At 65.3% G+C, this 26,343-nt stretch carries 22 protein-coding genes; 12 read left to right on the forward strand and 10 right to left on the reverse strand.

What is annotated here, in order from left to right; all coding sequences use genetic code 11:
* Window positions 1–19: 19 nt before the first annotated feature.
* The 6 genes from AZKH_RS12115 to AZKH_RS12140 form a co-directional block, all read right to left on the reverse strand.
* Window positions 20–757: a metallophosphoesterase gene (locus tag AZKH_RS12115; RefSeq protein ID WP_015436061.1), complete on the reverse strand. Its 738-nt coding sequence runs from the start codon at window positions 755–757 to the stop codon at window positions 20–22.
* A 35-nt stretch (window positions 758–792) separates the two neighbouring features.
* A complete protein-coding gene (locus tag AZKH_RS12120; RefSeq protein WP_015436062.1) occupies window positions 793–1,263 on the reverse strand; it encodes an SRPBCC family protein in 471 nt (156 codons plus the stop codon).
* A gap of 114 nt (window positions 1,264–1,377) precedes the next feature.
* On the reverse strand, window positions 1,378–2,160 hold the full coding sequence (locus AZKH_RS12125) for an ankyrin repeat domain-containing protein (protein WP_015436063.1): 783 nt from the start codon (window positions 2,158–2,160) through the stop codon (window positions 1,378–1,380).
* Window positions 2,161–2,219: 59 nt separating this feature from the next.
* Window positions 2,220–3,062 carry a methylmalonyl-CoA decarboxylase gene (gene scpB, locus AZKH_RS12130; RefSeq protein WP_015436064.1) on the reverse strand — a complete coding sequence of 281 codons (843 nt, stop codon included), beginning with the start codon at window positions 3,060–3,062 and terminating at the stop codon, window positions 2,220–2,222.
* A 32-nt stretch (window positions 3,063–3,094) separates the two neighbouring features.
* Window positions 3,095–5,563, reverse strand: a complete 2,469-nt coding sequence (locus AZKH_RS12135; protein WP_015436065.1) for a bifunctional diguanylate cyclase/phosphodiesterase — start codon at window positions 5,561–5,563, stop codon at window positions 3,095–3,097.
* Window positions 5,560–6,849, reverse strand: coding sequence for an HD-GYP domain-containing protein (locus AZKH_RS12140; RefSeq protein WP_015436066.1), 1,290 nt, complete (start codon window positions 6,847–6,849; stop codon window positions 5,560–5,562). Before AZKH_RS12140 ends, AZKH_RS12135 begins: the two co-directional genes overlap by 4 nt.
* Window positions 6,850–7,239: 390 nt before the next feature.
* On the opposite strand from AZKH_RS12140, the gene AZKH_RS12145 reads away from it, so the two are divergent.
* The 6 genes from AZKH_RS12145 to AZKH_RS12165 all read left to right on the forward strand — a co-directional run bounded on the left by AZKH_RS12145 (window position 7,240) and on the right by AZKH_RS12165 (window position 13,086).
* Window positions 7,240–8,592 (forward strand): MFS transporter, encoded by a 1,353-nt coding sequence (locus tag AZKH_RS12145; protein ID WP_015436067.1) that lies wholly within the window; start codon window positions 7,240–7,242, stop codon window positions 8,590–8,592.
* Between the two features lie 41 nt (window positions 8,593–8,633).
* Window positions 8,634–10,148 carry a cache domain-containing protein gene (locus tag AZKH_RS12150; protein ID WP_156822097.1) on the forward strand — a complete coding sequence of 505 codons (1,515 nt, stop codon included), beginning with the start codon at window positions 8,634–8,636 and terminating at the stop codon, window positions 10,146–10,148.
* Window positions 10,149–10,168: 20 nt separating this feature from the next.
* Complete coding sequence (locus AZKH_RS26910) at window positions 10,169–10,453, forward strand: sensor histidine kinase (RefSeq protein ID WP_015436069.1); 285 nt, start codon at window positions 10,169–10,171, stop codon at window positions 10,451–10,453.
* Complete coding sequence (locus tag AZKH_RS12155) at window positions 10,450–11,799, forward strand: sigma-54 dependent transcriptional regulator (protein WP_015436070.1); 1,350 nt, start codon at window positions 10,450–10,452, stop codon at window positions 11,797–11,799. The genes AZKH_RS26910 and AZKH_RS12155 overlap by 4 nt, the downstream gene beginning before the upstream one ends.
* 124 nt (window positions 11,800–11,923) lie before the next feature.
* On the forward strand, window positions 11,924–12,190 hold the full coding sequence (locus tag AZKH_RS12160; RefSeq protein ID WP_015436071.1) for a hypothetical protein: 267 nt from the start codon (window positions 11,924–11,926) through the stop codon (window positions 12,188–12,190).
* A gap of 143 nt (window positions 12,191–12,333) precedes the next feature.
* Window positions 12,334–13,086, forward strand: coding sequence for an SDR family NAD(P)-dependent oxidoreductase (locus AZKH_RS12165; protein ID WP_015436072.1), 753 nt, complete (start codon window positions 12,334–12,336; stop codon window positions 13,084–13,086).
* An 80-nt stretch (window positions 13,087–13,166) separates the two neighbouring features.
* On the opposite strand, the gene AZKH_RS12170 is transcribed toward AZKH_RS12165, so the two are convergent.
* Window positions 13,167–13,838, reverse strand: a complete 672-nt coding sequence (locus tag AZKH_RS12170) for a pyridoxamine 5'-phosphate oxidase family protein (RefSeq protein WP_015436073.1) — start codon at window positions 13,836–13,838, stop codon at window positions 13,167–13,169.
* Window positions 13,839–13,931: 93 nt separating this feature from the next.
* On the opposite strand from AZKH_RS12170, the gene AZKH_RS12175 reads away from it, so the two are divergent.
* The gene (locus tag AZKH_RS12175; RefSeq protein ID WP_015436074.1) at window positions 13,932–15,404 is read left to right on the forward strand and encodes a PLP-dependent aminotransferase family protein; all 1,473 of its coding nucleotides are present in this window, start codon (window positions 13,932–13,934) and stop codon (window positions 15,402–15,404) included.
* 277 nt (window positions 15,405–15,681) lie between these two features.
* Here AZKH_RS12175 and AZKH_RS12180 read toward each other — a convergent pair whose 3' ends face one another.
* From AZKH_RS12180 to AZKH_RS12190, 3 genes are all read right to left on the reverse strand, one after another.
* On the reverse strand, window positions 15,682–18,783 hold the full coding sequence (locus AZKH_RS12180; RefSeq protein ID WP_015436075.1) for an efflux RND transporter permease subunit: 3,102 nt from the start codon (window positions 18,781–18,783) through the stop codon (window positions 15,682–15,684).
* Window positions 18,780–20,000, reverse strand: a complete 1,221-nt coding sequence (locus AZKH_RS12185) for an efflux RND transporter periplasmic adaptor subunit (protein ID WP_083903167.1) — start codon at window positions 19,998–20,000, stop codon at window positions 18,780–18,782. The genes AZKH_RS12180 and AZKH_RS12185 overlap by 4 nt, the downstream gene beginning before the upstream one ends.
* An 84-nt stretch (window positions 20,001–20,084) precedes the next feature.
* Complete coding sequence (locus AZKH_RS12190; RefSeq protein ID WP_015436077.1) at window positions 20,085–20,702, reverse strand: TetR/AcrR family transcriptional regulator; 618 nt, start codon at window positions 20,700–20,702, stop codon at window positions 20,085–20,087.
* Window positions 20,703–20,820: 118 nt separating this feature from the next.
* Here AZKH_RS12190 and AZKH_RS12195 point away from each other — a divergent pair, with 118 nt between their 5' ends.
* The 5 genes from AZKH_RS12195 (at window position 20,821) to AZKH_RS12215 (ending at window position 26,299) form a co-directional block, all read left to right on the forward strand.
* Entirely contained in the window at window positions 20,821–22,326 is a 1,506-nt protein-coding gene (locus tag AZKH_RS12195; RefSeq protein WP_015436078.1) for an efflux transporter outer membrane subunit, read from the forward strand.
* Window positions 22,327–22,331: 5 nt separating this feature from the next.
* The gene (locus AZKH_RS12200) at window positions 22,332–23,117 is read left to right on the forward strand and encodes an SDR family oxidoreductase (protein WP_015436079.1); all 786 of its coding nucleotides are present in this window, start codon (window positions 22,332–22,334) and stop codon (window positions 23,115–23,117) included.
* Between the two features lie 77 nt (window positions 23,118–23,194).
* The gene (locus AZKH_RS12205; RefSeq protein ID WP_015436080.1) at window positions 23,195–23,527 is read left to right on the forward strand and encodes a hypothetical protein; all 333 of its coding nucleotides are present in this window, start codon (window positions 23,195–23,197) and stop codon (window positions 23,525–23,527) included.
* 102 nt (window positions 23,528–23,629) lie between these two features.
* Window positions 23,630–24,211, forward strand: coding sequence for a PaaI family thioesterase (locus tag AZKH_RS12210; protein WP_041657235.1), 582 nt, complete (start codon window positions 23,630–23,632; stop codon window positions 24,209–24,211).
* Between the two features lie 183 nt (window positions 24,212–24,394).
* Window positions 24,395–26,299 carry a bifunctional diguanylate cyclase/phosphodiesterase gene (locus AZKH_RS12215; protein WP_015436082.1) on the forward strand — a complete coding sequence of 635 codons (1,905 nt, stop codon included), beginning with the start codon at window positions 24,395–24,397 and terminating at the stop codon, window positions 26,297–26,299.
* Window positions 26,300–26,343 lie beyond the last annotated feature (44 nt).

Below are 26,343 nucleotides of genomic sequence, written 5' to 3' on the forward strand. Positions count from 1 at the left end.
CGAGCCTCCCTCGATTCCGTCATCGCGCGTAGCCCGTGCTCAGTGCACGTTCCCACTCCGGCCGTCCATTGCGGCCGGCTAGACAAGCCATCGGCTCGAAATCATAGGGGACGGCGATCAGTTGCGCCATCCATCTGCCGTCGACTCGTTCAACCACGGCGTAGCGGGCGTCCGGGGAGCCGGTTTCGGCGTAATGCCGGTACGGCATATCGTCGTCATAGGCCGGCAAGCCGACGCTGCCCGGATTGACGATGAGCTGCCCGGTCGCCGTGCGCACCGTCCTGGGCGTGTGGGTATGCCCGCACGCCACCAGTCGCGCGGCTTCGGCGCCCAGTCGTTCGGCGATCTCTTTAGCGCTCGCAATGTGCATCCCGCTTGAATCCACCGATTCAAGGAAATAGTTGCAGTCGCTCGTTGGAGTGCCGTGGCACAGCAAGATGTCGTCCGCGAGCCGGCAAGACGAGGGCAGTGAGCGGAGCCAGGCGAACTCGCGCTCGGTCAGACAGCCGTGGGCGTAGCGGTCGCCTGCGTCGGGCGATTCCTGCCCCCACTCGAGCACCTGACGATCGTGGTTTCCTGCAAGGCTCAGCCATCCTTCGTTCATCAGGAACTCGGCGGTTTCACGTGGGAGCAGGGGACCGGAAACGTTGTCTCCGAGGTTGACAATCCGATCGACGCCGCGCCGTCGGACGTCTGCGACGACCGCTTCCAGGGCGGGCAGATTGCCGTGAATGTCGGACACGAGGGCGATGCGCATCGTGGCCTCCTGGTTACGAACAAGGAGCAGCTCGATCAGAGTTGAGCGACCAGTACCGCGAGCTGATCGGCGCACTGCCCCCAGCCCTCGTGGAATCCCATTTCCTCGTGCTCCTCGCGGTCTTCCTCGCTCCAGTGCTTTACCTGGACGTGGTAGCGGGTCTTTCCACCGAGATCCTCGAAAGTCAGGATGACGGTCATGAAAGCCTTATCGGAGGGTTCCCAGGCGCTGGTGTAGGCGTCGGTGAACACCAGCCTTTCGTTTTCCACGACTTCCAGATAGACGCCGCGGTTCGGAAAGTCCTGCCCCTCGGGACTGCGCATGACGATCAGGCTGGCGCCACCCGGCCGCACGTCCGTTTCGACGTGCGACACGGTCCACGGCTTCGGCGCGAACCATTGCTTCAGCAAATCCGGATCGGTCCAGGCCTTGAAGAGTTTAGACGGCGGGGCATCGATGACGCGGACGAGTTCGAGCTCGCGCTTGAGGGCGGTCGGAGTGTTCATCTTGCTAACCTCCTGAAAGACGGCTGGCTATTCGAATGGCAACCAAGCGGATGGCAACCAAGCCTTATTGACCGCGCATTCGCCGTCGCGTTCCGGCCGATACTCCCGGCTTCGCTAGCGCTTCACGCCTTTGGCGGTGATCGCCTCGATTACTCCGGCCGCTTCAGGGTCGGAGGCGTTCTGCGCCAGCGTGAGCGCTGTCTCGCCCTTGCGGGTGATCGCGGTAACGTCGGCACCATGTTCGATGAGCAGCCAGGCAACATCCATGACACCGCCCGACAGCGACAGGAGCAAGGGCGTATTGCCCAGGCGGTCGCGCACGTTGACGAACGCGCCGCGTTGGATCAGCGCCTCGGCGATAGCTCGGTAGCCGCTCGTCGGCTTGCCGCATGCGACGAGAAGCGGCGTGAGCCCGAGCCTGTCCTTGGCGTTGGGGTCCGCCCCCGCATCGACGAGGATCTTCGCGATCACCGTGTAGCCGTTCTTGAGTGCGAAGAGCAGCGGCGGCGTGCCTTGTTCGTCGGAGAAATGGATGTTGAATCCGGCACGGACGAAGAGATCGATCACCTCGCGATCGCCCTCGTGCAGTGCCCGGATGAAACTGGTGCGATCGATGATGATGCCGCGATCGTTCAGTTCGGCGATTGCCTGCTCCTTGCGCTCGGCCTGGCGGAAGGTTTCCAGCTCCCGAAATTCGCGCAGCCGGATGATGTCGTTGAGGACATCTGGCGGGAAGCCCTGACGCCCACCGCGCTTGTCGATCAGGAGATCGCTGAAGTAATCGTGGATCTCGGGCCTGTCCCACAGTTGCTCGATCTTCGTGAGGATGCGGTCGAAGCGCTCCTCGAGATGGATCGGATAGTGGTCTCCGAGGCTTTCGAACAGTGGGTGTTTCATAGTGGCAGCACCAATAACCGCTCCAGCTCCTTGAAGCGGACAGTCCGGCGGGATGCAATTCAGGATACCACGGCCCTGGTAAGACCTAACCGATATCGGGTACAAGCGCCACCTGTGATCCTTACTCCCCGGTGAATTCCGGTTTGCGCTTTTCCTTGAACGCCCGGATCCCCTCCGCGTAGTCGCGGCTGTCGTAGACGACGCGGCGCAGCCCCTGGATGCGCTCGAAGTCGTGCGGCGACATCGAATGTGCGCCGGCGAGGATGCGTAGCTGCTCTTTCATCACCGAGATCGAGAGCGGCGCGTTCCTGGCGATCGTCCGCGCGGTGGCATAGGTGAATTTCCTCGAGATCGTCCGCCGCCACGACGTGGTTGATGATGCCCATCCGTTCGAGCCGCATCGCCGGAATCGGTTGGGCCGTAAACAGCATCTCGTTGGCGATGCGGGCATGCGCCGCGTTGAAAAAGGTCAGCAGACCGCTGACGTTGTAGGGCACGCCGTGGCGGGCTGGCGTGGCGGCGAAGGTCGATTCTGGCGTGGCGACGATCAGGTCGCAGGCGAACACCGTCTCGCACGCGCCGCCCCAGACGCTGCCTTCGATCATCGCGATCACCGGCGCGGGAAACGCTTCGATCTCGCGCACGAGTTTGCGCAGCGGGTCCTTCCACCCAAGGGGGTCGCGGCCGCCTTCCGGCAGTTCGGACACGTCATGGCCCGCGGACCAGACGGCGGTCCCGGGTTGCGCGCGCAGGACCACGCAACGGATCTGCGCTTCGCGACAGGCATCCAGTCCTGCGAGCAATTCGTCGACCAGTGTTTCGGAAAGGCAGTTGCGCTTGGCCGAATGATCGAGGGTGAGCGTGGCGACCTTGTGGTCGATGGAGCAGATAACGAGCGGCATGGTGTGCGGCCAGGGCAGGGAAGGGGCGGATTCTAATCGATTGCCTGTTCCGGGTGCATTGCGACCATCCGAGCGAGCTTGCCTGGCCGGCGGTGCGTGCCGAGTTCACTGGCGAGGACTTCGATCTCCTCGGGCGCCACCGCCGGCGAGCATAGGAAACCCTGGAACTGGTCGCATCCCGAAACCGCCAGGAACTCGCGCTGCGATTCGGTCTCGACACCCTCCGCGATGACGCCGAGCTTGAGCGTGCGGCCGATGCTGATGATTGCCGTGGTGATCGCCGTGTCGCTTTCGTCGTTCGGCAGGCCTTGGACGAAGGAGCGGTCGATCTTGAGCTTGTGGATCGGAAAGCGCTTGAGATAGGTGAGGCTGGAGTAGCCGGTGCCGAAATCGTCGATCGAGAGCCTGACTCCGAGTTCCGCGAGCGCCTGCAGGCGGAGCAGCGCCTCGTCGGCGTCCTGGATCAGGATCGATTCGGTCAGTTCGAGTTCGAGCTGGCGCGGCGGCAGTCCGCTCCGGCGGAGCACGGTGGACACCGAGCGGATGAAGTCCGGATTCTGGAACTGCAGCGCCGAGACGTTCACGGCGACGATCAGGTCGATGTCCTTCTTCTGCCATGCGACCGCCTGGTTGACCGCCTGGTTCAACACCCAGTCGCCGAGGCGGATGATCAAGCCGTTTTCCTCCGCCTGCGGAATGAATCGGCCTGGCGGAACCTCGCCCATCTCGGGGTCGGTCCAGCGCAGCAGCGCTTCGACGCCGATGACGCTTCCCGTCGCGAGGTTGATCTGCGGCTGGTACTTTAGGCGGAAGCGCTGGTGCTCGAAGGCCTCACGCAAGGCCTGGTCGAGCTTCATCCGTGCGAGCAGGTTGAGGTTCATCTGACGCTGGTAGAAGCGGAAGCCGGCGCGGCCGCGTTCCTTGGCGTTGTACATCGCCGTGTCGGCGTTCTTGATCAGGTCGTCTGCGCTCAGCCCATCGCCCGGATAGAGCGCGACGCCGATACTGCAGGTCACGGTCAGCGTCATGTCGTCGAGCACGAAGGAGCGCGTCAGCGCCGCGAGGATGCGCCGCGCCGTCGTTTCGGCCCCCCGCTGGTCGACGTCCTGCAGCAACAGCAGGAATTCGTCGCCACCGAGCCGCGCCGCGGTGTCGCACTGGCGGATGCATTCCTTGATCCGCTTGGCGACCTCGACGAGCACCCGGTCGCCGAAGATGTGGCCGAGCGAGTCGTTGATCTGCTTGAAGCGGTCGAGGTCGATGAAGAGTACCGCGAAGTGGCGCTGTTCGCGCGCCGACCAGTTCAGCGCGAACTCGATCCGCTCGTTCAGCTGCACGCGATTCGGCAATCCGGTGAGCGTGTCCGAATACGCCAGCTCCTCGATGCGCTTCTTGGCAGCGAGCTTGTCGGTCAGGTCCTTGAAGAAGAGCACGTACTGTGGGGGTTTGCCCTCGTCGTCAAGAGCGCGGACGAAGGAGGCGAGGCCGGGAATGCTCAATCCGTCCTTGCGCCGGTACGTGAGTTCGCCCTCCCAGAATCCGTCGCTTTCGACGCGGCGCAGGATCTCGGGCACGAAATTGTCGTCCTCGGGCTTGAACAGCAATGAGTCGGTGCGCTGCCCGATCAGCTCGCCTTCGTCGCAGCCGCTCGACTCCAGCGACTTCGCATTGGCCGCGACCACGCGTTGTTCGCTGTCGATGATCAGGATCGCGTCGAGGCTCGCCGAGAAAACCTTGGCGGCGAGCTGGAGGCGCGACTTGTCGGCGAGGCTCTGCGTAATGTCGCGAAACGAGAAGACCCGCCCGACCGGGCGCCCGCGGGCGTACTGCGGCAGCGAAACGCGTTCGAGGACCTTGCCCGAATGCAGCACGATCACCTCGGTGTCTTCGAGCAAGGGATGGTCGGTCAGCTGGTCCAGCCTGCGAGCATACTGCTCCGGATCGATGACGGATTGTTCGAGCCAGGCGTAGGTCGCCTCGTCGTCGCGTCTCGTCATCAAGTCCCGCGGGATATCCCACAGTTCGGCGAAGCGATGGTTGTAGCTGCGGATGCCCCTGGCGAGATCGACGACGAGAATCCCGTCGGCCGTGGACTCGATGGTCGCGCGCAGTTCGGCAACGATCCTTTCAAGTTCGTCTTCGACGCGGCGCTGTTCGCTGCAGTCATTGATGCCGACGAGGTACACCGCGCGCGCATCTTCGACCGCGACCCGGGTCACCCGGCGGTCGATGTTGAGGATCGTTCCGTCGTCGCGTCGCAGGATTGTCTCGGAGTGGATTTCGTGACTGAGCCCGTGTCGGACTTCTTCCCAGAAGAACATGTCTTCCGGGGTTGCGGCGATCTCCCGAATGGGACGGCCGATCAGGCCAGAGTGCGGGACCCCGAGGAGAGCGCACGCGCTGCCGTTTGCGCAGACGATGCGCAAGTCGCTGCCGTCGACGACCAGCACGGATTCGAGCAATCCGTCGAGCAAGGGGGCCAACGCGTCGAGGCTGATCATTGCGCGCCTCCGTCGTCGCCCGTCCCGCGTCCGCGCTCGAAGAAGTAACAGATGCGCGTACGCGGCGACAGGTAGTCATAGGCGGCGCGCGGGAGCTGCAGCGGGCGCAGGCTGCGGCGGAGGCCGATGTCTGGACAATCGGCGAGATCCACGACCAGCGCCTCTTCGCGGGGCACGTTGGGTTCGTGGATGACCACGCGTGGCTTCAGCGGGCGTTGGGCGTTGACCGATATCACGAGGGCGTATCGATCGTCGCTGAGGTGCACGACCGAGCCCGGCGGATACACGCCCATCATCCGGATGAAGGTATTGACGGTCGATTCGTCGAAGCGGGCGTTGCGCAGCGTGAAGATGCGCGACAGCGCTTCGTGCGGCGTCATCGCGAGCACGGGGTTGGCCGGGTTGCAGAGCGTGTCGTAGTAGTCGGCCAGCGCAACGATGCGCGCAGCTGGCGACAGCGCTGCGTTCCGGAGCTTCTTCGGATAGCCGCTGCCGTCGGCGTTTTCGTGATGCTGCGCGATCACGGTCAGCGCTCCGGGTGGCAGCGCCATGTTGCGTCCGAGCGCGATACCGTAGGGCACGTGCTGCTGGTAGATCTTCTCCTCAGCGGGGGACCGGTTGTCGCTTGCATAGCGCAGCCGATCCGGAAGATCGATCTTGCCGATGTCGTGCAGCAGGGCGCCCAGGCCGAGTTCATGCAGAGCTGGCTTGTCCAGCCCGCAGGTGTTGCCGAGAAGCAGCGAAATCACCGTCACGTTGATCTCGTGCGACGCACGCTCTCCGACCTTTTCCGACAGCAGCCGGATGCAGACTTCTCCCGCGCCGATCAGGTGTGCCGACATGTTCGTCACGAGATTCGTTGCCGTTGTGAAAGCCGCCGTGGGCTTCGTGCGCAGCGATTCGACGAGTGCCCGGTATTCCCGGATGGCGCTCGTGAATTCGCGTTCGCAGGCTTTCAGGCCGGCGTTCTGGTCGGCGAGGATTGCACGACGGGCGTGATCGGCGTCCGACTGCGCTGTCGTATTGTCATGCGGCCGGTCAGTTGTCGAATCGTGTGTTTGCGGCACTCCCGTCGAGCCCGCGGCTGCCGGCTCGGGATCGCTTCGTTCCGGCGAGTACCGGATGCGGTCGATGCCGAGGGTGCGGATCGCGTCGATCTGTTCCTGCGAATGGATCTTGAAACTGTTCAGCGGGAACGGATGCGAAATCCAGCTCAGATCGATGTAGACGAAATGGCCGATTCGCAGACGGGATACGTCGATGACGTCGATATTGTTATCACCCATGGATCACAACTCTCGTTCGTTGGTTCACGCGCCGCACAATGACGATCAGCTGTCTATGTAGCATGCGGTCCGGGTGGTGTATGCGGCAAATGGCACAGTCCGTATAGATCCGCGCCGATGCTGCTTATCCGGGACTGCCGCATTCGGAATTCGTCATAGACCGGCTCTACATGTTTCGCATGATGTCTATGGCATTAAATAACAATTGATTAGGAATGCTCGAGGGAATTTCTGACGATTCTGATTTTTCGCACAATGTTTTTGACCGATTCTGGCGGGTCGCACACTTGGTTTGGACAAACACCGTGAAATCAAGGAGATAAGATTGGCATGCGGGTTGCGTTGTCAATCTCACGCGCAAAAGGGCGTAACAACAACCAGGAGACGACAATGAGTGTGAATGAACTGACCCTTCCCGCCGGGGCTGCCGCCGGCCTTCCCGGGGAAATCCGCCGACAGACGGCGCAGTTGTCGCCCGCAGCGCGTCTGCGCTCGATCTTCAGCGGCTCGGTCGGCAATCTCGTCGAATACTTCGACTGGTACGTCTACGCTGCCTTCGCGCTGTACTTCGCCCCGAAGTTCTTCCCGTCCGGCGACCAGACCGCGCAGCTGATGAACACCGCGGCGGTCTTCGCGATCGGCTTTCTCGTGCGCCCGCTGGGCGGCTGGGTGCTCGGCACCTACGCGGACCGCAAGGGGCGGCGCGAGGCGCTGATGCTGTCGGTGATGCTGATGTGCGTCGGCTCGCTGATGATCGCCTTCATCCCGGGCTACGACGCGATCGGCTACGGGGCGCCGGCGTTGCTGCTCGTCGCGCGCCTGCTGCAGGGGATCAGCCTCGGCGGCGAATACGGCAGCTCCGCGACCTATCTGAGCGAGATCGCGACGCCCAGCCGGCGCGGCTTCTATTCGAGCTTCCAGTACGTCACGATCATCATGGGCCAGCTCCTCGCGCTCGGCCTGCTGCTCGTGCTGCAGAAGTTCGTGCTGACGCAGCAGGAGCTCCACGAGTGGGGTTGGCGCATCCCCTTCCTGATCGGTTCGGGCATCGCCGCCGGGGCGATCTGGCTGCGCCGGAACATGGCCGAGACCGAAGCGTTCAACGAGCAGGGCGCGGCGGCGAAGCGCAAGAGCAACGTGCGCGAACTCGCCAAGCATCCGCGCGAGGTGTTCACGGTCGTCGCGCTCACCGCGGGCGGCACGGTGTCCTTCTACACCTTCACGACCTACATGCAGAAGTACCTTGTGAACACGACCGGTTTCACGAAGGACGACGCGACGATGATCTCGTCGATCGCGCTCCTTGTGTTCATGCTGCTGCAGCCCCTGGTCGGATTGCTGTCGGACTTCATCGGCCGCCGCGCGATGCTGATCGCGTTCGGCGCCTGCGCGACGCTCTTCACCGTGCCCCTGCTCACCGCGCTGTCAGTCCCGCAGAGCATGGGCAGCGCGCTCGGCTGGTACATCCTCGCGCTGGTGATCACGACCGGCTACACGTCGATCAACGCGATCTTCAAGGCCGAGCTCTTCCCGGTGCACATCCGTGCGCTCGGCGTCGGCTTCCCGTTTGCGGTCACGGTGTCGGTCTTCGGGGGTACGGCCGAGTACCTCGCCCTGTGGCTGAAGAGCATCGGCCATGAGCCGTGGTTCTATTACTATGTCAGCGCGTGCGCGGCGCTGTCGCTGATCGTTTCGCTGACGATGAAGGACACGAAGGCGACGTCACGCATCGACCAGGACTGAGGGCGCGGAGAGCGCATGCACATGAAACGGCGGGTACGGTGGTGAGGACGAGGCGCGTCAGGCGTGCGCTCAACCTGCTGCTCGTCGCCGCCGCCTGTGCGCTCGCGGCCTGGCTCGGCTACCGTGCCGTGTGGGAGTGGCAGCTCGCGCGCCTGCACGATGCCGGCCATCAGCGCCTCGTGCTGTTCGCGCGCAGCCTCGAGAGCATCCTCGACAAGTACGAACATCTGCCCTTCATGATCGGCCTGCACCGGGACGCGATCCGCTTGCTGCGCGACAAGGACCCGGCGCTCGTCCCGGCGGTGAACGAACTCCTCAAGCAGGCGCAGGCGGGGACCGAAGTCACCCAGTTCTACCTGCTCGACACCACCGGCACCGCAGTGGCGAGCAGCCAGCAAAGGCTGATCGGCGAGAACTACGAATACCGTCCCTATTTTCGCCAGGCGATGGCCGGCGGAGCGGGGCTCTTCTACAGCATCGGCATGACGACGCGGGTACCGGGCTGCTTCCGCTCGCGCCCCGTGCGCGACGGCGACCGCATCATTGGCGTCGCGGCGATCACCTTCAGCCTCGGCGGCGTCGAACGCGGCTGGGTCGAGAGCGGGGAGCGCGTGGCGCTCGTCGACGAGAACGGCGTGGTCGTGCTCAGCACCACCGAATCCTGGAAATACCGTGCGCTGAAGCCGCTGTCGGACGAGGTGCGCGGGCGCGTCGTCGCCGCGCGCCAGTATCCGGAAGTCGAGATCCGTCCGCTCGCCGCCGAGGCGCTCGACGTGCTGCCCGAAGGCGTCGTCGTCGACGGCGCCAAGTTTCCCGAAGGGCGGGGCAAGTGGCTCGCCCAGTCCTATCGGATCGGCGGGCCCGGCTGGGGGCTGATGCTGTTCTCGGATCTGCGCGAGGTCCGCGAGACGGCCGTCCTCGGCAGCGTCGGCGCGGGCTTCGCGGCGGCTTTCCTGGTATCGCTCTTCGTCTATGGCCGCTTGCGGCAGAAATCGCGCCGCGACCGTCGCGAGGCCGCCGAGGCGCTGAAGCGGGTCTCGGAAGACCTCGAACGGCGCATCGAGGATCGCACGGCGCAGCTGTCGACCGCCAACCAGCAACTGCACGACAAGGTCGACGACCTGGAACGGACCGAGGCGATCCTGCGCAAGACGACCGACGACGCCGTCCAGGCCGGCAAGCTCGCCGTGCTCGGCCAGCTCGCGGCAGGCGTATCCCATGAACTCAACCAGCCCCTGTCGGCCCTGCAGATGCTCGCCGGCAACGGTGTGACGCTGCTCGAGATGGGCGAGAACGACGAAGTCCGCGCCAATCTGCAGGCGATCAATGAACTCGTCGGCCGCATGGGCCGCATCGTCGGACCGCTGAAGTCCTTCGCCCGAAAATCCCCGCTGGAGCTCGTTCCGGTGCGCCTCGGGGCGGCGGTCGACAATGCGCTGATGCTGCTTTCCGCCGTGACGGCCAGGACACCCGTCAAGATCGATGTGTCGATCCAGCCGCCCGAGCTGCAGGTGCTCGCGGATGCCGTCCGCCTCGAACAAGTCCCGTCAACCTGATCCGCAACGGCTTGCAGGCGATGATGGAGGAGGGCGGGGGCGGCGACCTTCGACTCGAAATTGCGGCGACGGCCGACGCCGGCGTCGTGCGTCTCGTGATCCGCGACTACGGCCCCGGCTTTTCGGCGGACACGCTCGCGCACCTTTTCGAGCCCTTCTATACGACCAAGCCGACCGGCGAGGGCCTGGGCTTGGGCCTGACGATCTCGCGTGCGATCATCGAACGGCTCGGCGGAACGTTGCGTGCCGAGAATGCGGGCCCCGGTGCCCGCTTCGAAATCCTGCTCAAAGACGCCACCCCATGACTGCCGACCAGACGCTCTGGCTCATCGAAGACGATCCCGCCGTGCGCCACGCGAGCAGCCAGTCGCTGCGGCTGGCGGGCTTCGGCGCGCGTGCGTTCGGCGACGCAGAGTCCGCGCTGGCGGCGCTTGCCGATGAGCTGCCGGACGCGGTCGTGTGCGATGTGCGCCTGCCGGAAATGGACGGCCTGGCGTTTATGGCGCGGCTGCTGCGCACCGATCCCGGCATCCCGGTCATCCTGATCACGGGGCACGGCGACATCACGATGGCCGTGCAGGCGATGCGTGCCGGCGCCTACGATTTCATCGAGAAACCCTTTCCGCCCGAACGCCTCGTCGAAGTCGTCCGGCGCGCACTCGAAAAGCGCCGCCTGACGCGCGAAGTCAGCCGCCTGACCGAGGAGCTCGCACGCCATGCGGGGGCGACCATCATCGGCGAATGTCCGGCGGTCCAGAACCTGCGCCGACTCGTCGGCGCGCTCGGGCCGACCGCCGTCGATGTGCTGCTGCATGGCGAAACTGGCGCCGGCAAGGAAGTCGTCGCGCACGCGCTGCATGCGGCGAGCGGACGCACCGGACCTTTCGTCGCGATCAACTGCGGCGGCCTGCCGGAAAGCGTGTTCGAGTCCGAAATGTTCGGCTATGAGGCCGGCGCTTTTACCGGCGCGACCAAACGGCGCATCGGCAAGATCGAGCATGCGCACGGCGGGACGCTCTTCCTCGATGAGATCGAAAGCATGCCGCTTGCGCTGCAAGCGAAGCTGCTGCGCGTGCTGCAGGATCACCGCGTCGAGCGCCTCGGCGGCAACGTGCCGGTGGAGGTCGATTGCCGCATCATCGCGGCGACGAAGGACGACCTGAAGGTGCTGGCGGAGCAGGGGCGTTTTCGCGCGGACCTGTATTACCGCCTAAACGTCGCCGTACTGCAACTGCCGCCGCTCCGGGAACGCAAGGAAGACATCCCGCTGCTGATGGCGCACTTCCTGGGCGAAGCCGCACAGCGCTTCAAGCTGCCGACGCCGACCTGGGGCGCGGCGGACGTCCTGCGCTGGCAGGCGCACGACTGGCCGGGCAACGTACGGGAACTGAAGAACACCGCCGAACGCATCTGCCTCGGCCTGTCGGACGGCCTGTCTGCGCAAGAGGGCGAGGACGGCGGTCCGCCGGGATTGGTGAGCCAACTGGAGCAGGCCGAACGGGGCTTCATCCGGAGCGCCCTGAAGGCAAGCCAGGGGAATGTCGCCCGGGCCTCCGAATTGCTGAAGATTCCCCGCAAGACCCTGTACGACAAGCTCGCCCGATACGGTCTGCGCGCGGAGGATTTTCGCGATTCGCAGGCGAGCAATTAAATCGGGAAAGTCGTACTATCCGGCCTCCGCTCAAGAAGTAACGGTTCAGGCCGTTGACATAGATCACCGCGACCGTCGCGGAAAAGCGTTATAAAATTAAAGAACTTTCCAGGACCTCGCGGCCATGAAGAGCCACCTCGCCGAGCACATCCTTCCCGCCAATCCGCGTTTCCATCTGCATCGGCAGGACGGATTGTTCATGCCGATCTCTTTCTTCCTCGTCACCGAGCGGATGCGACGGGAGATCGAGCAGGAGCGCGAGGTGATCCTGCAGGGGCTTCCGCCAGCGCTGCGTGCAAGGCAGGAAAAGCTGTTCGCCCGCTACGACCTCAAGGGTAGCGCGCGGGCCTTCGAAGATGTGCTGCGGCTGTTCGACGTGCCGGGGCACTAGTCCCGCGTCAGTCGCAAAACGCGTCTGCGTAGTTCTCCGTCCTTCCGGCGCGTGTCTTCTTGATGGTAATCAATGAGAACAATTTGCGTCTCCACCATTCTTGATCGTATTCCCGGGCCCCGGGACGATCTTGGGAGCAAAGCATGGTGAAGAAGCTGGATGGCAAGGTTGCCGTGGTCACTGGCGCCAGTAGCGGAATCGGCAAGTCGATTGTCGAGAAATTTGCCGGAGAAGGTGCCAAGGTGGTCGCGTTCGCCCGCAATCTTGCTGCCTTGCAGGAACTGGAAGCGGCTTATCCCGGGCAGGTAAAGGCCGTGGCTGGCGACGTCACCCGATCCGAAGACCTGAAGCATCTTGTTGAGGAATCCATCCAGGCATTTGGCGCCGTGGATATCGTCATTCCGAATGCAGGTATTGCACGGGTCGTGTCGTTCGAGGCCAGCACCGCCGAAGCCTTCAATACCCAGTTTTCCGTCAATTTCTTTGCGGCCGCGGAAACCGCCCGCCTGTTCGTCCCCCATATTCGCAAGGGCGGATCGATTCAGTTCATCACCACTTTCCTTACCCAGGTCGGCTTTCCCGGCTTGGCCATTTACAGTGCGAGCAAGGCCGCGCTGAAGTCCCTTTCCCAGACCTTGGCCGCGGAGCTTGCGCCACAAGGCATTAGAGTCAATTCGATCGCACCGGGACCGATCGGGACACCGCTCTGGGGAACGGTCGGGCTGCCGCCCGAAGTACTCGGTACGGTTGCCGAAAAGATTACTTCGCGGCTCTTGCCGGGTGCTTTCGGTCAACCGGAAGACATTGCGGAGACTTCCGTTTTTCTGGCCTCGGACGCGGCCAAGAATATTTACGGACAAGAAATCGTGGTCGATGGGGGCTATACCGTCGGGTAGCGTGAGGCGCGACACGGCCCGGTGCCGCTGGTCGCCAGGAACAGTTCGAACGGCGGCAGTGCGAACTGCCGCCGCCGTCCTTATGCAGCCCCTGAGCTATTGTCGTCCACGGGGCAGCCGAAACGTGTTGGCGGGACCTCGCGCATCACGCTGTCGTCTTCCGTCTGCGGCGTACCGAGCCTTGTGTGCAGCGGAATCACTCCGGCCCACACAGGCCAGCCCAGGTCCTCCTCGTCATCCTTTACTCCGCAGTCGCGCACCTTGGCCGATGCCTCGGCGAGCGGAATCCGCAGCAAGCTCGTCGCGTTCAACTCCTTGTCGTTGATCGGGCGCAGTGAGTCCCACCGTCCGGGGTAGAGGCCGTCGATGAAGGTCCGCAAGCTGCGCCGTTTGTGGTCATCGTCAGTCACCAGTTCGAACCGACCGTAAATCACCGCCGAGCGGTAGTTCATCGAGTGGTGCATGGCCGAGCGCGCCAGCACCAGACCGTCAGCGAGCGCGATCGTGACGCACGCCTCGCCCTGCGTAAGCGCCTTGAGCATCCGCGACGCCTTGGCCCCGTGAATATAGAGATGCTCGCCTTCGCGCCAGTGGAGGGTCGGGATGGCGTGCACCGCACCGTCGATCTGGAAGGCCACGGTGCAGATCATCGTCGCGTCGACGATGGCGGCGATCGAGTCGGTGTCATAGTGCGCGCGTTCGGGAAGGCGGCGGACGCGGGTGCGGGAGGAGGGGGAGGCGGGAGTGGGCATGGGGCAGTGCTCCGGAAGGGAAGGACGACGCAAGCCTACGGGGATGGTGGTACCTTTCTTAGTGCCACAAAATCAACCGACCATGGAGCCACGATGGAACTCGACTGGCTGCTCGCCTCGCCATTGCCGGAGCGCTTGCCGCGCCAGCGCGTGCTCTACCACCGTCTGCGCGACGCCATCCTGTCCGGCCGTCTCGCGTCCGGTACGCGCTTGCCCGCTAGCCGCGGGCTGGCCGCTTCACTGAATATCGCCCGCAACACCGTGCTGTTCGCGTATGAGCAACTCGTCGCCGAAGGCTGCCTGGTGGCAGACCGCCAGGGCACGCGCGTGGCATCACTCCCAGCGCGGCCGGCGGCGCGATCGGCCACGGCGGATGTGCCAGCCGGGCTCCAAGGACTCTCCACCCGTGCCACGGCCGCGCTGCAACCCGAACCCGGGCGCGAAGCTGCGGCACTGCCGTTTTCTCCCGGAGTGCCGGACTTCGGTGCCTTTCCTTTCCGGAGTTGGCGTGCGTGCCTCGAGCGCGCCTGGCGCGATGCGGGTTGGCGCCAGCTGGGGTATGCGGCGCATGGTGGTGAGCCCGCACTGCGGGAGGCCTTGGCGGGCCATCTCACCAGCGTGCGCGGCCTGGCGGTAAACGCGGCACAAATCGTCATCACCAGCGGAACGCAGGCCGCACTGGACCTCTGCGCCCGCCTGCTCGGCGATCACGGTGACACTGTCTGGGCCGAAAACCCCGGCTATCTCGCCGCCCGCGTTGCCTTTGGCCTCGCCGGGCTACAGGTGCATGACGTGCCCGTCGACGCCGAGGGGCTGTCTCCCTCCGAGGACGATTGGCGTCATCACCCGCCGCGACTCGTCATGATCACGCCTTCGCACCAATACCCGACCGGCCGCGTCATGTCCCTGCCGCGACGCCTCGCTCTCATCGAGCGTGCACGCCAGTCTGGCGCCTGGATCATCGAGGACGACTACGACAGCGAATTCCGACGCGCCGGCCCCGCGCCGCCCGCCCTATTCGGCCTGCAGGCGGATGCCCCGGTGGTCTATGTCGGCACCTTCAGCAAGACGCTCTATCCTGGCCTGCGCCTCGGCTACATCGTCGTGCCGCAGGCCATCGCCGCCGACTTCGCCCGCGCTACCGCGCAGGCGACGCGGGCCGGGCAGGGTATCGAACAGCTCGCGCTCGGCGACTTCATTCGACGCGGCTACTACACGGCCCACCTGCGCCGCATGCGCGCACGCTACGCCGCGCGGCAGGCCGCACTGCGTGCGGCGCTGCGGGAAGCGTTCGGGCCGCGTGTGGAACTGTCGGGCGGCGAAGCCGGGTTGCACCTGGTGATGTGGTTGCCGCCCGAGATACGAGATATTGAGGTGGCGAAGCGTGCAGCGAAGTTAGGGCTCGGGGTGCGGGCGCTGCAAAGCTATGCCAGAGCGCCGATGACGTGCAACGGCCTTGTGTTGGGGTACGGGAATCTGGAGGAAGGGATGGTTTCGGAGAGCGTGAGACGATTGGTCGTCGCGGTGCAGTCTCAAGATACCGATAAGCCGAAAAATTGCCATTAGCCGCCTGAGCAACTGCTAGGTTTCGGCGTTCGTTGTATCCCACCTGCTCGCCTTGGCATTCATGGCAATAAAATCGCCATAATTGGTATTATGTAAACTTACAGCCGCAGGCGCCCAGGCTTGCGCCACGACCCGAACCCTCACGATGAGTGAAGTAAAAGTAGTACTGATCTGGAAAACTGGACCGCATACGTGTGCACCATCGCGCCAAATCAAACAATAGTGAGTGCCGGCACGCCGGCAACCGCTGCGGGGCCGGCGTGCCGGATTCCTTCTGCTAGGCCGTGACAGGTTCCGTTCGCATCGCAGGAACGGCTTGCCCGTCCCTCGCCGCCGGCCTGATCCTGAACCAGATCGCGTACAAGGCCGGCAGGAACACCAGCGTCAGAACCGTCCCGGCGAAGGTGCCGCCGATCAGGGTATAGGCCAGCGTTCCCCAGAACACCGACTGGGTGAGCGGTATGAACGCGAGGATAGCCGCGAGCGCGGTCAGGATGACTGGACGGGCGCGCTGCACGGTGGCCTCGACCGCGGCATCGAAGGGCGCCAATCCCTCCTTTTCGTTGTCGCGAATCTGACCGATCAGGATGAGCGTATTGCGCATCAGGATGCCGGACAGCGCGATCAGTCCGACGAGCGCGTTGATACCGAACGGTTGGTTGAACGCAAGCAGCGTGGGCACGACCCCGATCAAGCCCAGCGGCGCACTGGCGAACACCATCGCCATCGCGGAGATCGACCGCACCTGGAAGATGATCGTGATCAGCGTCAGCGCGATCATGATGGGGAAGATCGGCGCCAAGGCGCGATTCGCCTTGCCGGACTCCTCGATGGAACCGCCCTCCTCGATCCGGTAACCGGCCGGCAGCCTGGCGATAATGGGCTGAAGCTCCCGGAATACTGCGGTGGATACGTCCGGCGGCTGCAAGCCCTCGGCGATGTCGCCGCGCACGGTGATCGTGGGAGTGCGGTCGCGGCGGCGCAGTATGGGGTCTTCCATGCGGACATCCACCGTTCCGACCTGCGACAGCGGAATTCGCTGGCCGGCCGCGCCGACCAGGGTGAAATCGGCGATCCTGGCCGGATCGAGCCGCGTGTTTCCGGCCGAGCGGGCGGCGACCTGCACCGAACGGATGTCCTCGCGCACCTCAGTAATGGGGATGCCGCTCAACAGGAACTGAAGCTGTTGGGCCACGTCGCTGGAGCTCAGGCCGAGGCTCTGCAGCCGGTCCTGGTCGAGCGAGAAGCGCAGCGTCGGCACGCGCTCGCCCCAGTCGGTATTGACCGTTCGCATCTGCGACGAGGCCTGCATGACGGTGCGAACTTCCGCGGCGATGGCGCGCAGCGTGTCGGGGTCGGGCCCCATCACACGGAAAGCCACGGGGAACGGCGAGTACGGGCCGAACACCAACTGGGTCACCCGCACGCGCGCCTCCGGCGCCAGACCGTCGGCCACCGCCTGCCGTAGCCTGAGCTTGAGCGCCTCGCGTGCGGCCTGGTTGTCCGTCAGGACGACGATCTTCGCGAACGAGGGATCGGGCAGTTCCGGCGCCATGGCGAGGTAGAAGCGCGGCGCGCCCTGCCCGACGTAGGCGGTCACGATCTTCGCTTCCGGCTGCCCGGCGAGCCAGGCCTCGACCTTGGCGGCCGCCGCGCTCGTCTGCTGGATCGAGGTGCCATACGGCATCTGGACTTCGACCAGCACTTCGGGGCGATCGGAAGTCGGAAAGAACTGCTTGTTGACCACGCCCATGCCCAGGACCGCGACGGCGAAGGCAGCGATCACGCCCGCCGCGACCAGCCACTTGCGCCGGATCACGCCACCCAGCAGGCGGCGGAAGCGCTCGTAGTGCGGGGTGGCGTAGAGGGCCTCGTGCGCGCCCTCGCGCTGCGGGTAGTTCGGGAGCAGCTTCACCCCCAGGTAGGGAGTGAACACGACGGCGACGATCCACGACGCGATCAGCGCAATGCCGACGATCCAGAACAGATTGCCGGCGTACTCGCCGGCGGTCGACTTGGCGAAGCCGTTCGGCATGAAGCCGATCGCCGTCACCAGGGTCCCGGCGAGCATGGGCGCGGCGGTGTGGCTCCAGGCATAGGCCGCCGCGCGGATGCGGTCGTAGCCTTCCTCCATCTTCACCACCATCATCTCGATGGCGATGATCGCGTCGTCGACCAGCAGCCCCAGGGCCAGAATCAGGGAGCCGAGCGTGATCCGGTCGAAGTTCTTGCCGGTCGCCGCCATGACCACGAAGACCGCGGCCAGGGTCAGGGGAACCGCTGCCGAGACCACGATGCCGGCGCGCCATCCCATGCTGAGAAAGCCCACCAGCATCACCACGCCGAGGGCGACGAAGAATTTGACCATGAACTCGCTGACGGCCGAGTGGATATTGACCGACTGGTCCGTGACTTTGGACAGGCTCATGCCGAGCGGCATCTCGGCGTTGATCGCCGCCGCTTCCGCCTCCAGCGCCTTGCCGAGATCGAGGCCGTTCCAGCCCTCGCGCATGACCACGCCGAGCAGCAGGGCCGGTTCGCCATTGTTGCGGATGAGGAAGGTGGCCGGGTCCTCGTAGCCCCGCTTCACCTCGGCGATGTCGCCGAGTTTCAGCGTACGGCCCCGCGCCGCAACGGGCGTATTGCGGATCGCCTCCAGGTCGTCGATGGCGCCGTCCAGCCGGATGAAGACCTGCGGGCCCTTGGCTTCGATCGAGCCGGCGGGCGTCATGACGTTGCGCCCGTTCAGTGCCGCGAAGAGGTCGCGCGGCGAGACGCCCAGGGTCGCGAGGCGCTCATGGGAGAACTCGACGAAGATCCGTTCGGCCTGCTCGCCGATGATGTTCACCTTCTTGACCCCCGGCACGTGGAGCAGGCGCTGGCGCATGGTCTCCGCGTCGCGCACCAGATGCCGGTGCGGCTCACCCTTCGCTTTCAAGGCATAGAGCGCAAAGGTCACGTCGGCGTATTCGTCGTTCACCATCGGGCCGATGACGCCCCGCGGCAGCCTGAGCGCCTCGTCGCCGAGCTTCTTGCGCGCCTGATAGAACTCGTCGGGGACGTCGCGGGGCGGCGTGCTGTCGAGCAGGTACACGGTGGTGAAGGCCAGGCCCGGTCGGGTGAAGGTTTCGGTCCGGTCATACCAGCGCAGTTCCTGCATGCGCTTTTCCAGAGGCTCGGCGACCAGTTCTTCCATCTCCTTGGCCGTGGCGCCGGGCCAGGCGGTGACCACGGTCATCTGCTTGACGGTAAAGGCGGGGTCCTCCGCCCGGCCCAGCGTCAGGAAGGCGACGACCCCGGCGACGAAGATCGCCAGCATCAGGAACAGGGTGACCGGGCGCTCGCGCACGGCGAGGGCGGAGAGGTTGAAGGCGCTCATTGGACGACCCCCACGCTCGCAACATCGGCTCGCTGCCCCCCGAGGGGGCGGGCGCTTACTTGGGGCGGCCCGGCGTGCGCTCGTTGCCGTTCTCCGCCGGCCGCCGCCACGCTTGGCGCGGCTTCGCCGTCAGCCAGTCGCACCGGCTCGCCTTCGTGCAGCAGATGCGCGCCGAGCACGACCACGCGATCACCCGCCTTGAGTCCGCCAACGACCGCGGCCGCGTCGTCACTGAGGCCGGCCACCTGCACGGCGCGCCAGGTGACCCGCGGCCCCTGCCCCTCGACCCCCTCCCCTTCGACCAGCCATACGCCGGGCCCTTTGCCCGGATCGAAGATCGCGCCGATCGGTACCTGCAACGACGGGACGGAGCGGTCCCGAGGGATGTGGATCGAGATGGTCGAGCCCAGCGGCGCGTCCGCCAGGCGGCCCTCCAGCACGTAGCGCGCCTCGAAGGTGCGCGTCTGCGGGTTGGCGGCATCCGACAACTGGCGCAGTTTTGCGGCGCCCGTCAGCCCGCCGCCATACAAGGCCGTGCGCGCCGCGGAACCGATCGCCGGGCGCAAGGTTTCGGGGAGCTCGACGACCGCTTCGCGGCGTCCGGCATGCGCCACGCGGACGACAACCTGGCCGGCGCCGACGACCTGCCCCGGTTCCGCCAGGGTCTCCACCACCACGCCGTCCGCGTCGGCGAGCAGGACCGTGTAGCCGGTTTCGTTGCGCGCAACGTCGGCCTGGGCCTGGGCCGCCTTGAGCTCCGCCCGTGCCGACTCGGCGGCGGCCTTGATCTTGTCGTAGGCGGAGGCCGACACCGCACCTGCCGAGACAAGATCGTGGTATCTCGCCTCGTCCTCGGCGGTCTGGTGCGCGCGCGCCGTCGCAGCGGCAACGGCCTCGTCGTGGGCGCGCGTGGCGAGCCTCAAGTCGGTGGGATCGATGCGCATGAGCGGTTGGCCGCGCTTGACGGCCTGCCCGGTATCGACCAAGCGCTCCAGGACTTTGCCGGGAACGCGGAAACCCAGGTCGCTCTGTACCCGCGCCGCAACGATGCCGGTGAATGAACGCTCGGCCTCGACGGCGGCCTGTATGGCCCCCACGCGCACCAGGGGAATCTGCGTCCGCGGATCGACTGAAGAAGTGGCGTCGCTGCATGCTGCCAGGGCTAAGGGCAACAGACCGACGACGGCGAGGAAGGGAAGAGTACGGCGCTGAAGCATGGCGACCTCCGGGGATGCGAAGGCCTCCATACTCCATCTAGTGACTATATGTGTCAATAGTCACTATCGTAATTCTTGAACCGGCTAAGGGGCCAGGCTGCGCAGCACCAGATTGGAAAGCTGCGCCGGGGCCTCCTCGGCAGCATCGAGGTTGTACTGGAGCAGGAGCGGATTCACATAGGGCTGCATGACCAGATCGATGGCATGCACGGTCTCGTCCAGCGGCGTCTTGCGCTCGAACTCGCCGCTCTCCCGCCCTTCGCGGACGATCTCCGTCAGGATCTGCCGGATGCGCTCACAGTAGGCGCGGGCCGACGGCCACCCCTCGCCCGCGGAATACGCGGCGATGTCGTACAGCTTGCGATCGTTGAAGAACAGACTCACCCCCGTCGAGACCAAGGCCTTGAACATTCGGCGGAATTTTTCCGTGGGCGTGGCTGCGCCCGCCACCGCCTCTTCGACCGCTGCGACGATGGCGCTCAAGGTTTTGGCGCAAATGGCCTCACCGATCGCCTGCTTGGAATCGAAGAACTTGTAGATATAGGCCTTGGAAAAACCGATCGCCTTGGCCAGGTCGGAGACCGTGGTCTTCTCGTAGCCATAGTGGCTGAAGTGCTCGCCGGCCGCCTCCACGATCTGGTCTCGGACATTGTGGTCGGCGGGGCCGCGCGATGCGGGGGCGGAAGACGGGATTTGGCTCATAAAAAAACAATACCTCACCTGTCTCATCTTTTCAATCAGTGACTATTTTAGTTGACAGTCACACACGAGTGACTATTATGGCTTTTAGTCACCACAGTTCAACTCACGAAGGACTCTCATGCTCGCCCACCCCCGCTCTCTCGCCCTGGTTCTGAGCGTCGGCGTCTTGACGGGCTGCGCCGTCGGCCCCGCCTACCGGCCGCCCGAGATCGCGCTGTCCTCCACCTTCCTCGGACAGGAAGGTGTCGATCACCGGCAGGTTCAGCACACGGCAGACCTCCAGGTCTGGTGGGGCGCCTTCGATGATCCCCTGCTGACGCGTTTCGTCTCCCTGGCCCTGGAACAGAACCTGGACCTCGCGCAAGCGGCGGCACGTGTCGCCCAGTCGCGCGCGTCACTGCGCTACGCCGATGCGGCGCTGCTTCCGGCGGCCAACGTGAGTGCAAGCGCTGCGAGAGCCTACCAGTCGGTCGAGACCCCGCTGGGGCAGGTGCTCGACGCCGCGCCCGGCTTCGACCGCAGCGGCAGCGCCTACGAGGCCAACCTCGGTGCGAATTGGGAGATCGACGTGTTCGGCGGTCTGCGACGGGGGCGGGAAGCCGCACGCGCGGAGTACGAAGCCTCCGAAGCCGGCGCGGTCGCGACACGGCTGGCCGTGACCGCGCAGACGGCGGACGTGTACGTCACGATCCGGGGCTTGCAGGCGCGCATCGCGATCGCCAGACAGCAGGTGGAGACCCGCCGTCAGCTGCTCGCCCTGGTCAGGCTCCAGTACGAGAAGGGGATCGCCGCCGAGCTCCAGATGAACCAGGCCGAGGGGTCGCTCACCCAGGCCGAGGCGCAGATCCCCGTGCTGGAAGCCGGTCTCGATTCGGCGATGAACGCGCTGGACGTGCTGCTCGGGGTGCAGCCGGGCACCTGGCGCACGGAGCTGGCCGCAGTGGCGCCGGTCCCGCTCGCGCCGGGCCTGGCCGGGACCGGCACCCCGGCCGAGATGATTCGGCGCCGGCCCGATCTCATCGTCGCCGAACGGCGCCTGGCGGCGGCCAATGCCCGCATCGGCGTGGCGGTTTCCGAGTACTACCCCAAGTTCTCGCTCGCCGCCCTCGTCGGCAGCGCCACCGCGATCGCGAGCGGCAATCTCTTCACCGGGGCCGCCAGTCAGGCCCAGGGCGTCCTCGGACTGCGCTGGCGGCTGTTCGACTTCGGCCGCGTCGACGCGCAGATCGCCGCCGCGCGCGGCCAGGAGGCCGAAGCCCTGGCGGCCTACCGGCTGGCCGTGCTGCGGGCAACCGAGGATGTCGAGAACGCCTTCTCCGCCCTCGTCAAACGCGAGGCGCAGGTCGGCATCCTGACGCGGGGTGAGTCGTCGCTCGCCCGTGCGCGCGAGAACTCGCTTGCCGCCTACCAGGGCGGCGTCGTCAGCCTGATCGAGGTGCTCGATGCGGACAGCAACCTGCTGCAGGCGCGCGACGCGAAGGCACAGGCGCAAACGGAGGTTGCACGCGCCGCCATTGCCTCCTTCCGGGCATTGGGGGGCGGATGGGATGCGCCGCATGCAGGCAGCGACCGCCGCTACAGCGTCCTTTCCACCAACGATCTCTCCATCAACGACCGCAGGTAAGCAAAATGACCAAGACAAACCGTTCATGGGTGCTCATCACGGGCGCCTCCAGCGGCTTCGGCGAGGAGTTCGCCCGCCAATATGCCGAGCAGGGCCACTCACTGGTCCTGGTGGCGCGCCGGCTGGACCGGCTGCAAGCACTGGCCGAGGCCCTGCGCCGGCAGTACCGCATCGAGGTCGTGGCGGAGCAGGTCGATCTCGCGGACATTGCAGCGGTCACCCAGCTGCATCGGCGCCTCCACGAGCGGGGCATTGCGATCGACATCCTGATCAACAACGCCGGCCATGGACTGCAGGGCCCGTTCGTGGACAGCCAGCTGGACGCGACGCTGGCGATGGTGCAATTGGATGTGGCGAGCCTGACCGCGGTCACCCATGTCTTTGCGCAGGACATGCGGGCGCGAGGACGCGGGAAGATCCTGCTGGTGGCGAGCCTGCTGGCCTATCAGGGCGTGCAGAACTTCGCCGTCTATGCAGCCGCCAAGGCCTACGTGTTGCGTCTGGGCGAGGCGCTTCATCGCGAGTTCAAGCGCGACGGCGTCACGGTGACGGTGCTTTGCCCGGGCGTGTCGGACACCGGCTTCGCCACTGCGGCGCAGATGAAGATCACGCCCGCGTTGAAGCCCCTGATGATGCAGCCGGCCCCCGTGGTCCGCGCCGGTATCCGCGCCTTGCAGGCCGGACGCATCAGCGTCGTGCCGGGCTGGGCGAACAAAGCCCTCGTGATCCTCACGTGGGCGACGCCACGCTGGCTCCACCAGCCGTTCTTGTCGCGCGCGATGAACGGCTGACATCCCTTTCCCGCCCGAGCGGAGCGACGCCCAACAGCGCTGCCCGCCGACTGCTTCACCTCAACAGGAGACTCATCATGAAATCGATTCTGGCCTTGTCCGGCATCGCCCTCGTCCTTTCCGCCCACACCGCGCTGGCCGATGTCGGTCGCCCGCTGGACCCTCACGAGCAGGCGCGGCAGTTGATACTAAGCGCGACGCAGCATTCAGTCGCCATCCGCAACACGATGGCAGCCGTGGCGCTGGCGCCGACGGATCCGCACGAGCTCGCGCGTCAGCGAATCGTCGCGTCGGCCTCGACGGACGTCGCGTTCCGGTCCGCCCCAGCGACGGAATCGCAGCCCGGGACCGACCCGCAGGAACGCGCGCGCCGCTCGATTCTGGGAGTCTCAGGTGAGTTGCGGGACTAGTTTCACATCATCCTGCAGCAAACAGCGAAGCAGAGGATGCGATGTGCCGCAGTCGTCGACCGTCGCTCGCCGAAGAACGAATACCCCAAGGAAGTCGATTTCATGACAACACCAACCGAGACGATGAATCCCGAAGACACGCTTGCCCGTTGGCAAGCCGAGGAAGCGGCCGTGCGCGCTCGCCTTCAGACGGCTCCCGGCATGGCATCACCGACCCAGGTCGCCGGGCGCAGCGGATTGCAGATATTCCAGGCACTCCTCGCCGGCGAGATCCCGCCTCCGCCGATGGCGGTCACGCTCGACTTCACCCTGCTTCGCATCGAGCCCGGATTCGCCATATTCCAGGGGCAGCCAGCCTTCAGCCACTACAACCCGATGGGCACGGTGCACGGCGGCTGGTTCGCGACCCTGCTCGACTCCGCCATGGGATGCGCCGTGCACTCGACACTGCCCGCGGGCAGGGCCTACACAACCCTGGAACTGAAACTCAACCTCGTCCGCGCACTCACCGACGCGGTGCCGCTGGTCCGCGCGGAAGGCCGCCTCGTTCACGCCGGCCGCCAGGTGGCGACCGCGGAAGGCCGGCTCCTCGGACCGGACGGCAAGCTCTATGCCCACGCAAGCACCACTTGCCTGGTCTTCGAGCGGGCGCAGGCCTCCCGGAAAGACAGCCTCGCCTCATGACCACACGTGCCCCCATCAACGCATTGGCCTTCCGCAACTTCGCGATCAGCTGCTACTGACGTGTTGTTGAACATCAGACGTACCACTGCGGAGAAGTGCGGGTTGAACCACCGCCGGCGCCAGCCAACCGCTGAACCCCGCTGTGCCTATACTTGATTCATGGCGAGCAACGAGTAGAAGGACATGGATCCGAGCGGCGGCACCGAGAACGAATTGTCGCGGGTGAGTCGGGCGCTCCGAACCCTGAGCGCCGGGAACCGCACGTTGCTGCGTGCCGCGCAGGAGCTGGATCTCCTTCACGGCATGTGCCGCGTGATCGTGAATGAAGGCGGTTACCGCTTGGCATGGGTCGCATACGCCCGCCACGACGCACAACAAACCCTGGAGATCATGGCCTACGCCATCGAGCGGGACATGCCCGAAGAAAGGGATCTCTTCGATCATCTCCAGATCACCTGGGCCGATACGGAGCTCGGGCAACACGCGTCGGCAATCGCCATCCGCAGCGGCCAGCCATGCATTGGACGCAGCCTCCTCACCGACCCCGGCCATGCCCCGTGGCGCGAGGACTCGATTCGCCTGGGCAACAGCTCCGTGTCGGCCTTCCCGCTGCCCATCGACGGCGAAGTCGTGGGCGCGCTGCTCATCGCTGATTCGGATCCCGACGCCTTCAACGAGGCCGAAGTGAGGCTGCTAGGCGAGCTCGCCGACGACCTCGCCTACGGCATCGACAATCTGCGCAGCCGCATCAAACGTCATGAGGCCGAAGAGCGCATCGCGCGCATGGCCCTTTACGATCCACTTACGGGACTTCCGAACCGGACGCTGTTCCGCACGCGCCTTCAATCTGCACTAGCAGACGGCCGGCAGAAGCATCGCCCGCTGGCCGTCATGCTCATGAGCGCAATGCATTTCCATGAGATCAGCGACACGCTCGGCTTCCAGCAGGCGGACCTGCTGACCTGCTCGTTCGCTCGCCAACTTGAAAACCACCCGCGCGAAGGCCAGTTCGTGGCCTGCGTCGGCGACGCCGAATTCGCGTTGCTGTACCCCGACATGGACGTCTCCCAGGCGGTCCGCATAGCACGCGAACTTGTCAGGGCGTTCAGCAGTCCGATCGAGGTCGGCGGCTTGAGCATCAGCGTCGGGCTGTGCGCGGGCATCGCCGCCTTCCCCGGGCACGGCACCGACCCGGATTCGCTGATCCGACGCGCGCGGATGGCGATGTTCGAAGCCAAGCGCCGTGGCAGCGATTCCGCCGTCTTCACGCCCGAACTCGAACAGCAACGCACGAACCGGCTCGCCTTGATGATCGATCTGCGCCGCGCGATCGAACAAAAGGCGCTGCAGCTCTACTGTCAGCCCAAGATCGATCTCGCGACCCGGCGCATTCGCGGCGCCGAAGGGCTCGTCCGCTGGCAGCACCCGTCGCACGGCATGATCCCGACCCAGGAATTCGTCAAAATCGCCGAGGCCTCGGGCCTGATCACACCGTTGACCTACCATGTCCTCGAGGCGGCCTTCCGGCAGATCTACACCTGGCATGACAGCGGCCTCGACCAGCCGCTCTCGGTCAACCTCTCGGCCCGCGACCTGCGCGACCCGGCCTTGATCGACAAGCTCAAGAGCCTCTTCTCGACCTGGGGCACGCAGCCCGACTGGATCCAGTTCGAGCTCACCGAAAGCGCACTCATGGAAGATCCCGTCGGCGCGCTCGATGCCATCCAGCGCATCAAGGCGCTAGGCGTCGAGCTCTTCATCGACGACTTCGGCATCGGATATTCAAGCCTCAGCTATCTGCACAAACTGCCGGTCGACGCGATCAAGATCGACCAGTCCTTTGTCCTGTCGATCCCGGACAACGCCGTTTCCGCCGCGATCGTCGAATCGACGATCGACCTCGGCCACCGGCTGGACCTCGAAGTCGTCGCCGAAGGCGTCGAAACCGAATCGGCGTGGAATCAACTGGTGGCCCTCGGCTGCGACACGGCCCAGGGCTATTACATGGCGAGGCCGATGCCCGCAGGTCAATTCAAGGAATGGCAGACGCACTACGACGCCGGCGTCGGGTCCCAACGCGCGCACTGAGGGCCACCGCATGCAAGCGTAGTCACCCGGATTCGCCGGTCGCC

Origin of the sequence: Azoarcus sp. KH32C (assembly GCF_000349945.1) — a bacterium.
In the GTDB taxonomy this organism is placed as follows: domain Bacteria; phylum Pseudomonadota; class Gammaproteobacteria; order Burkholderiales; family Rhodocyclaceae; genus Aromatoleum.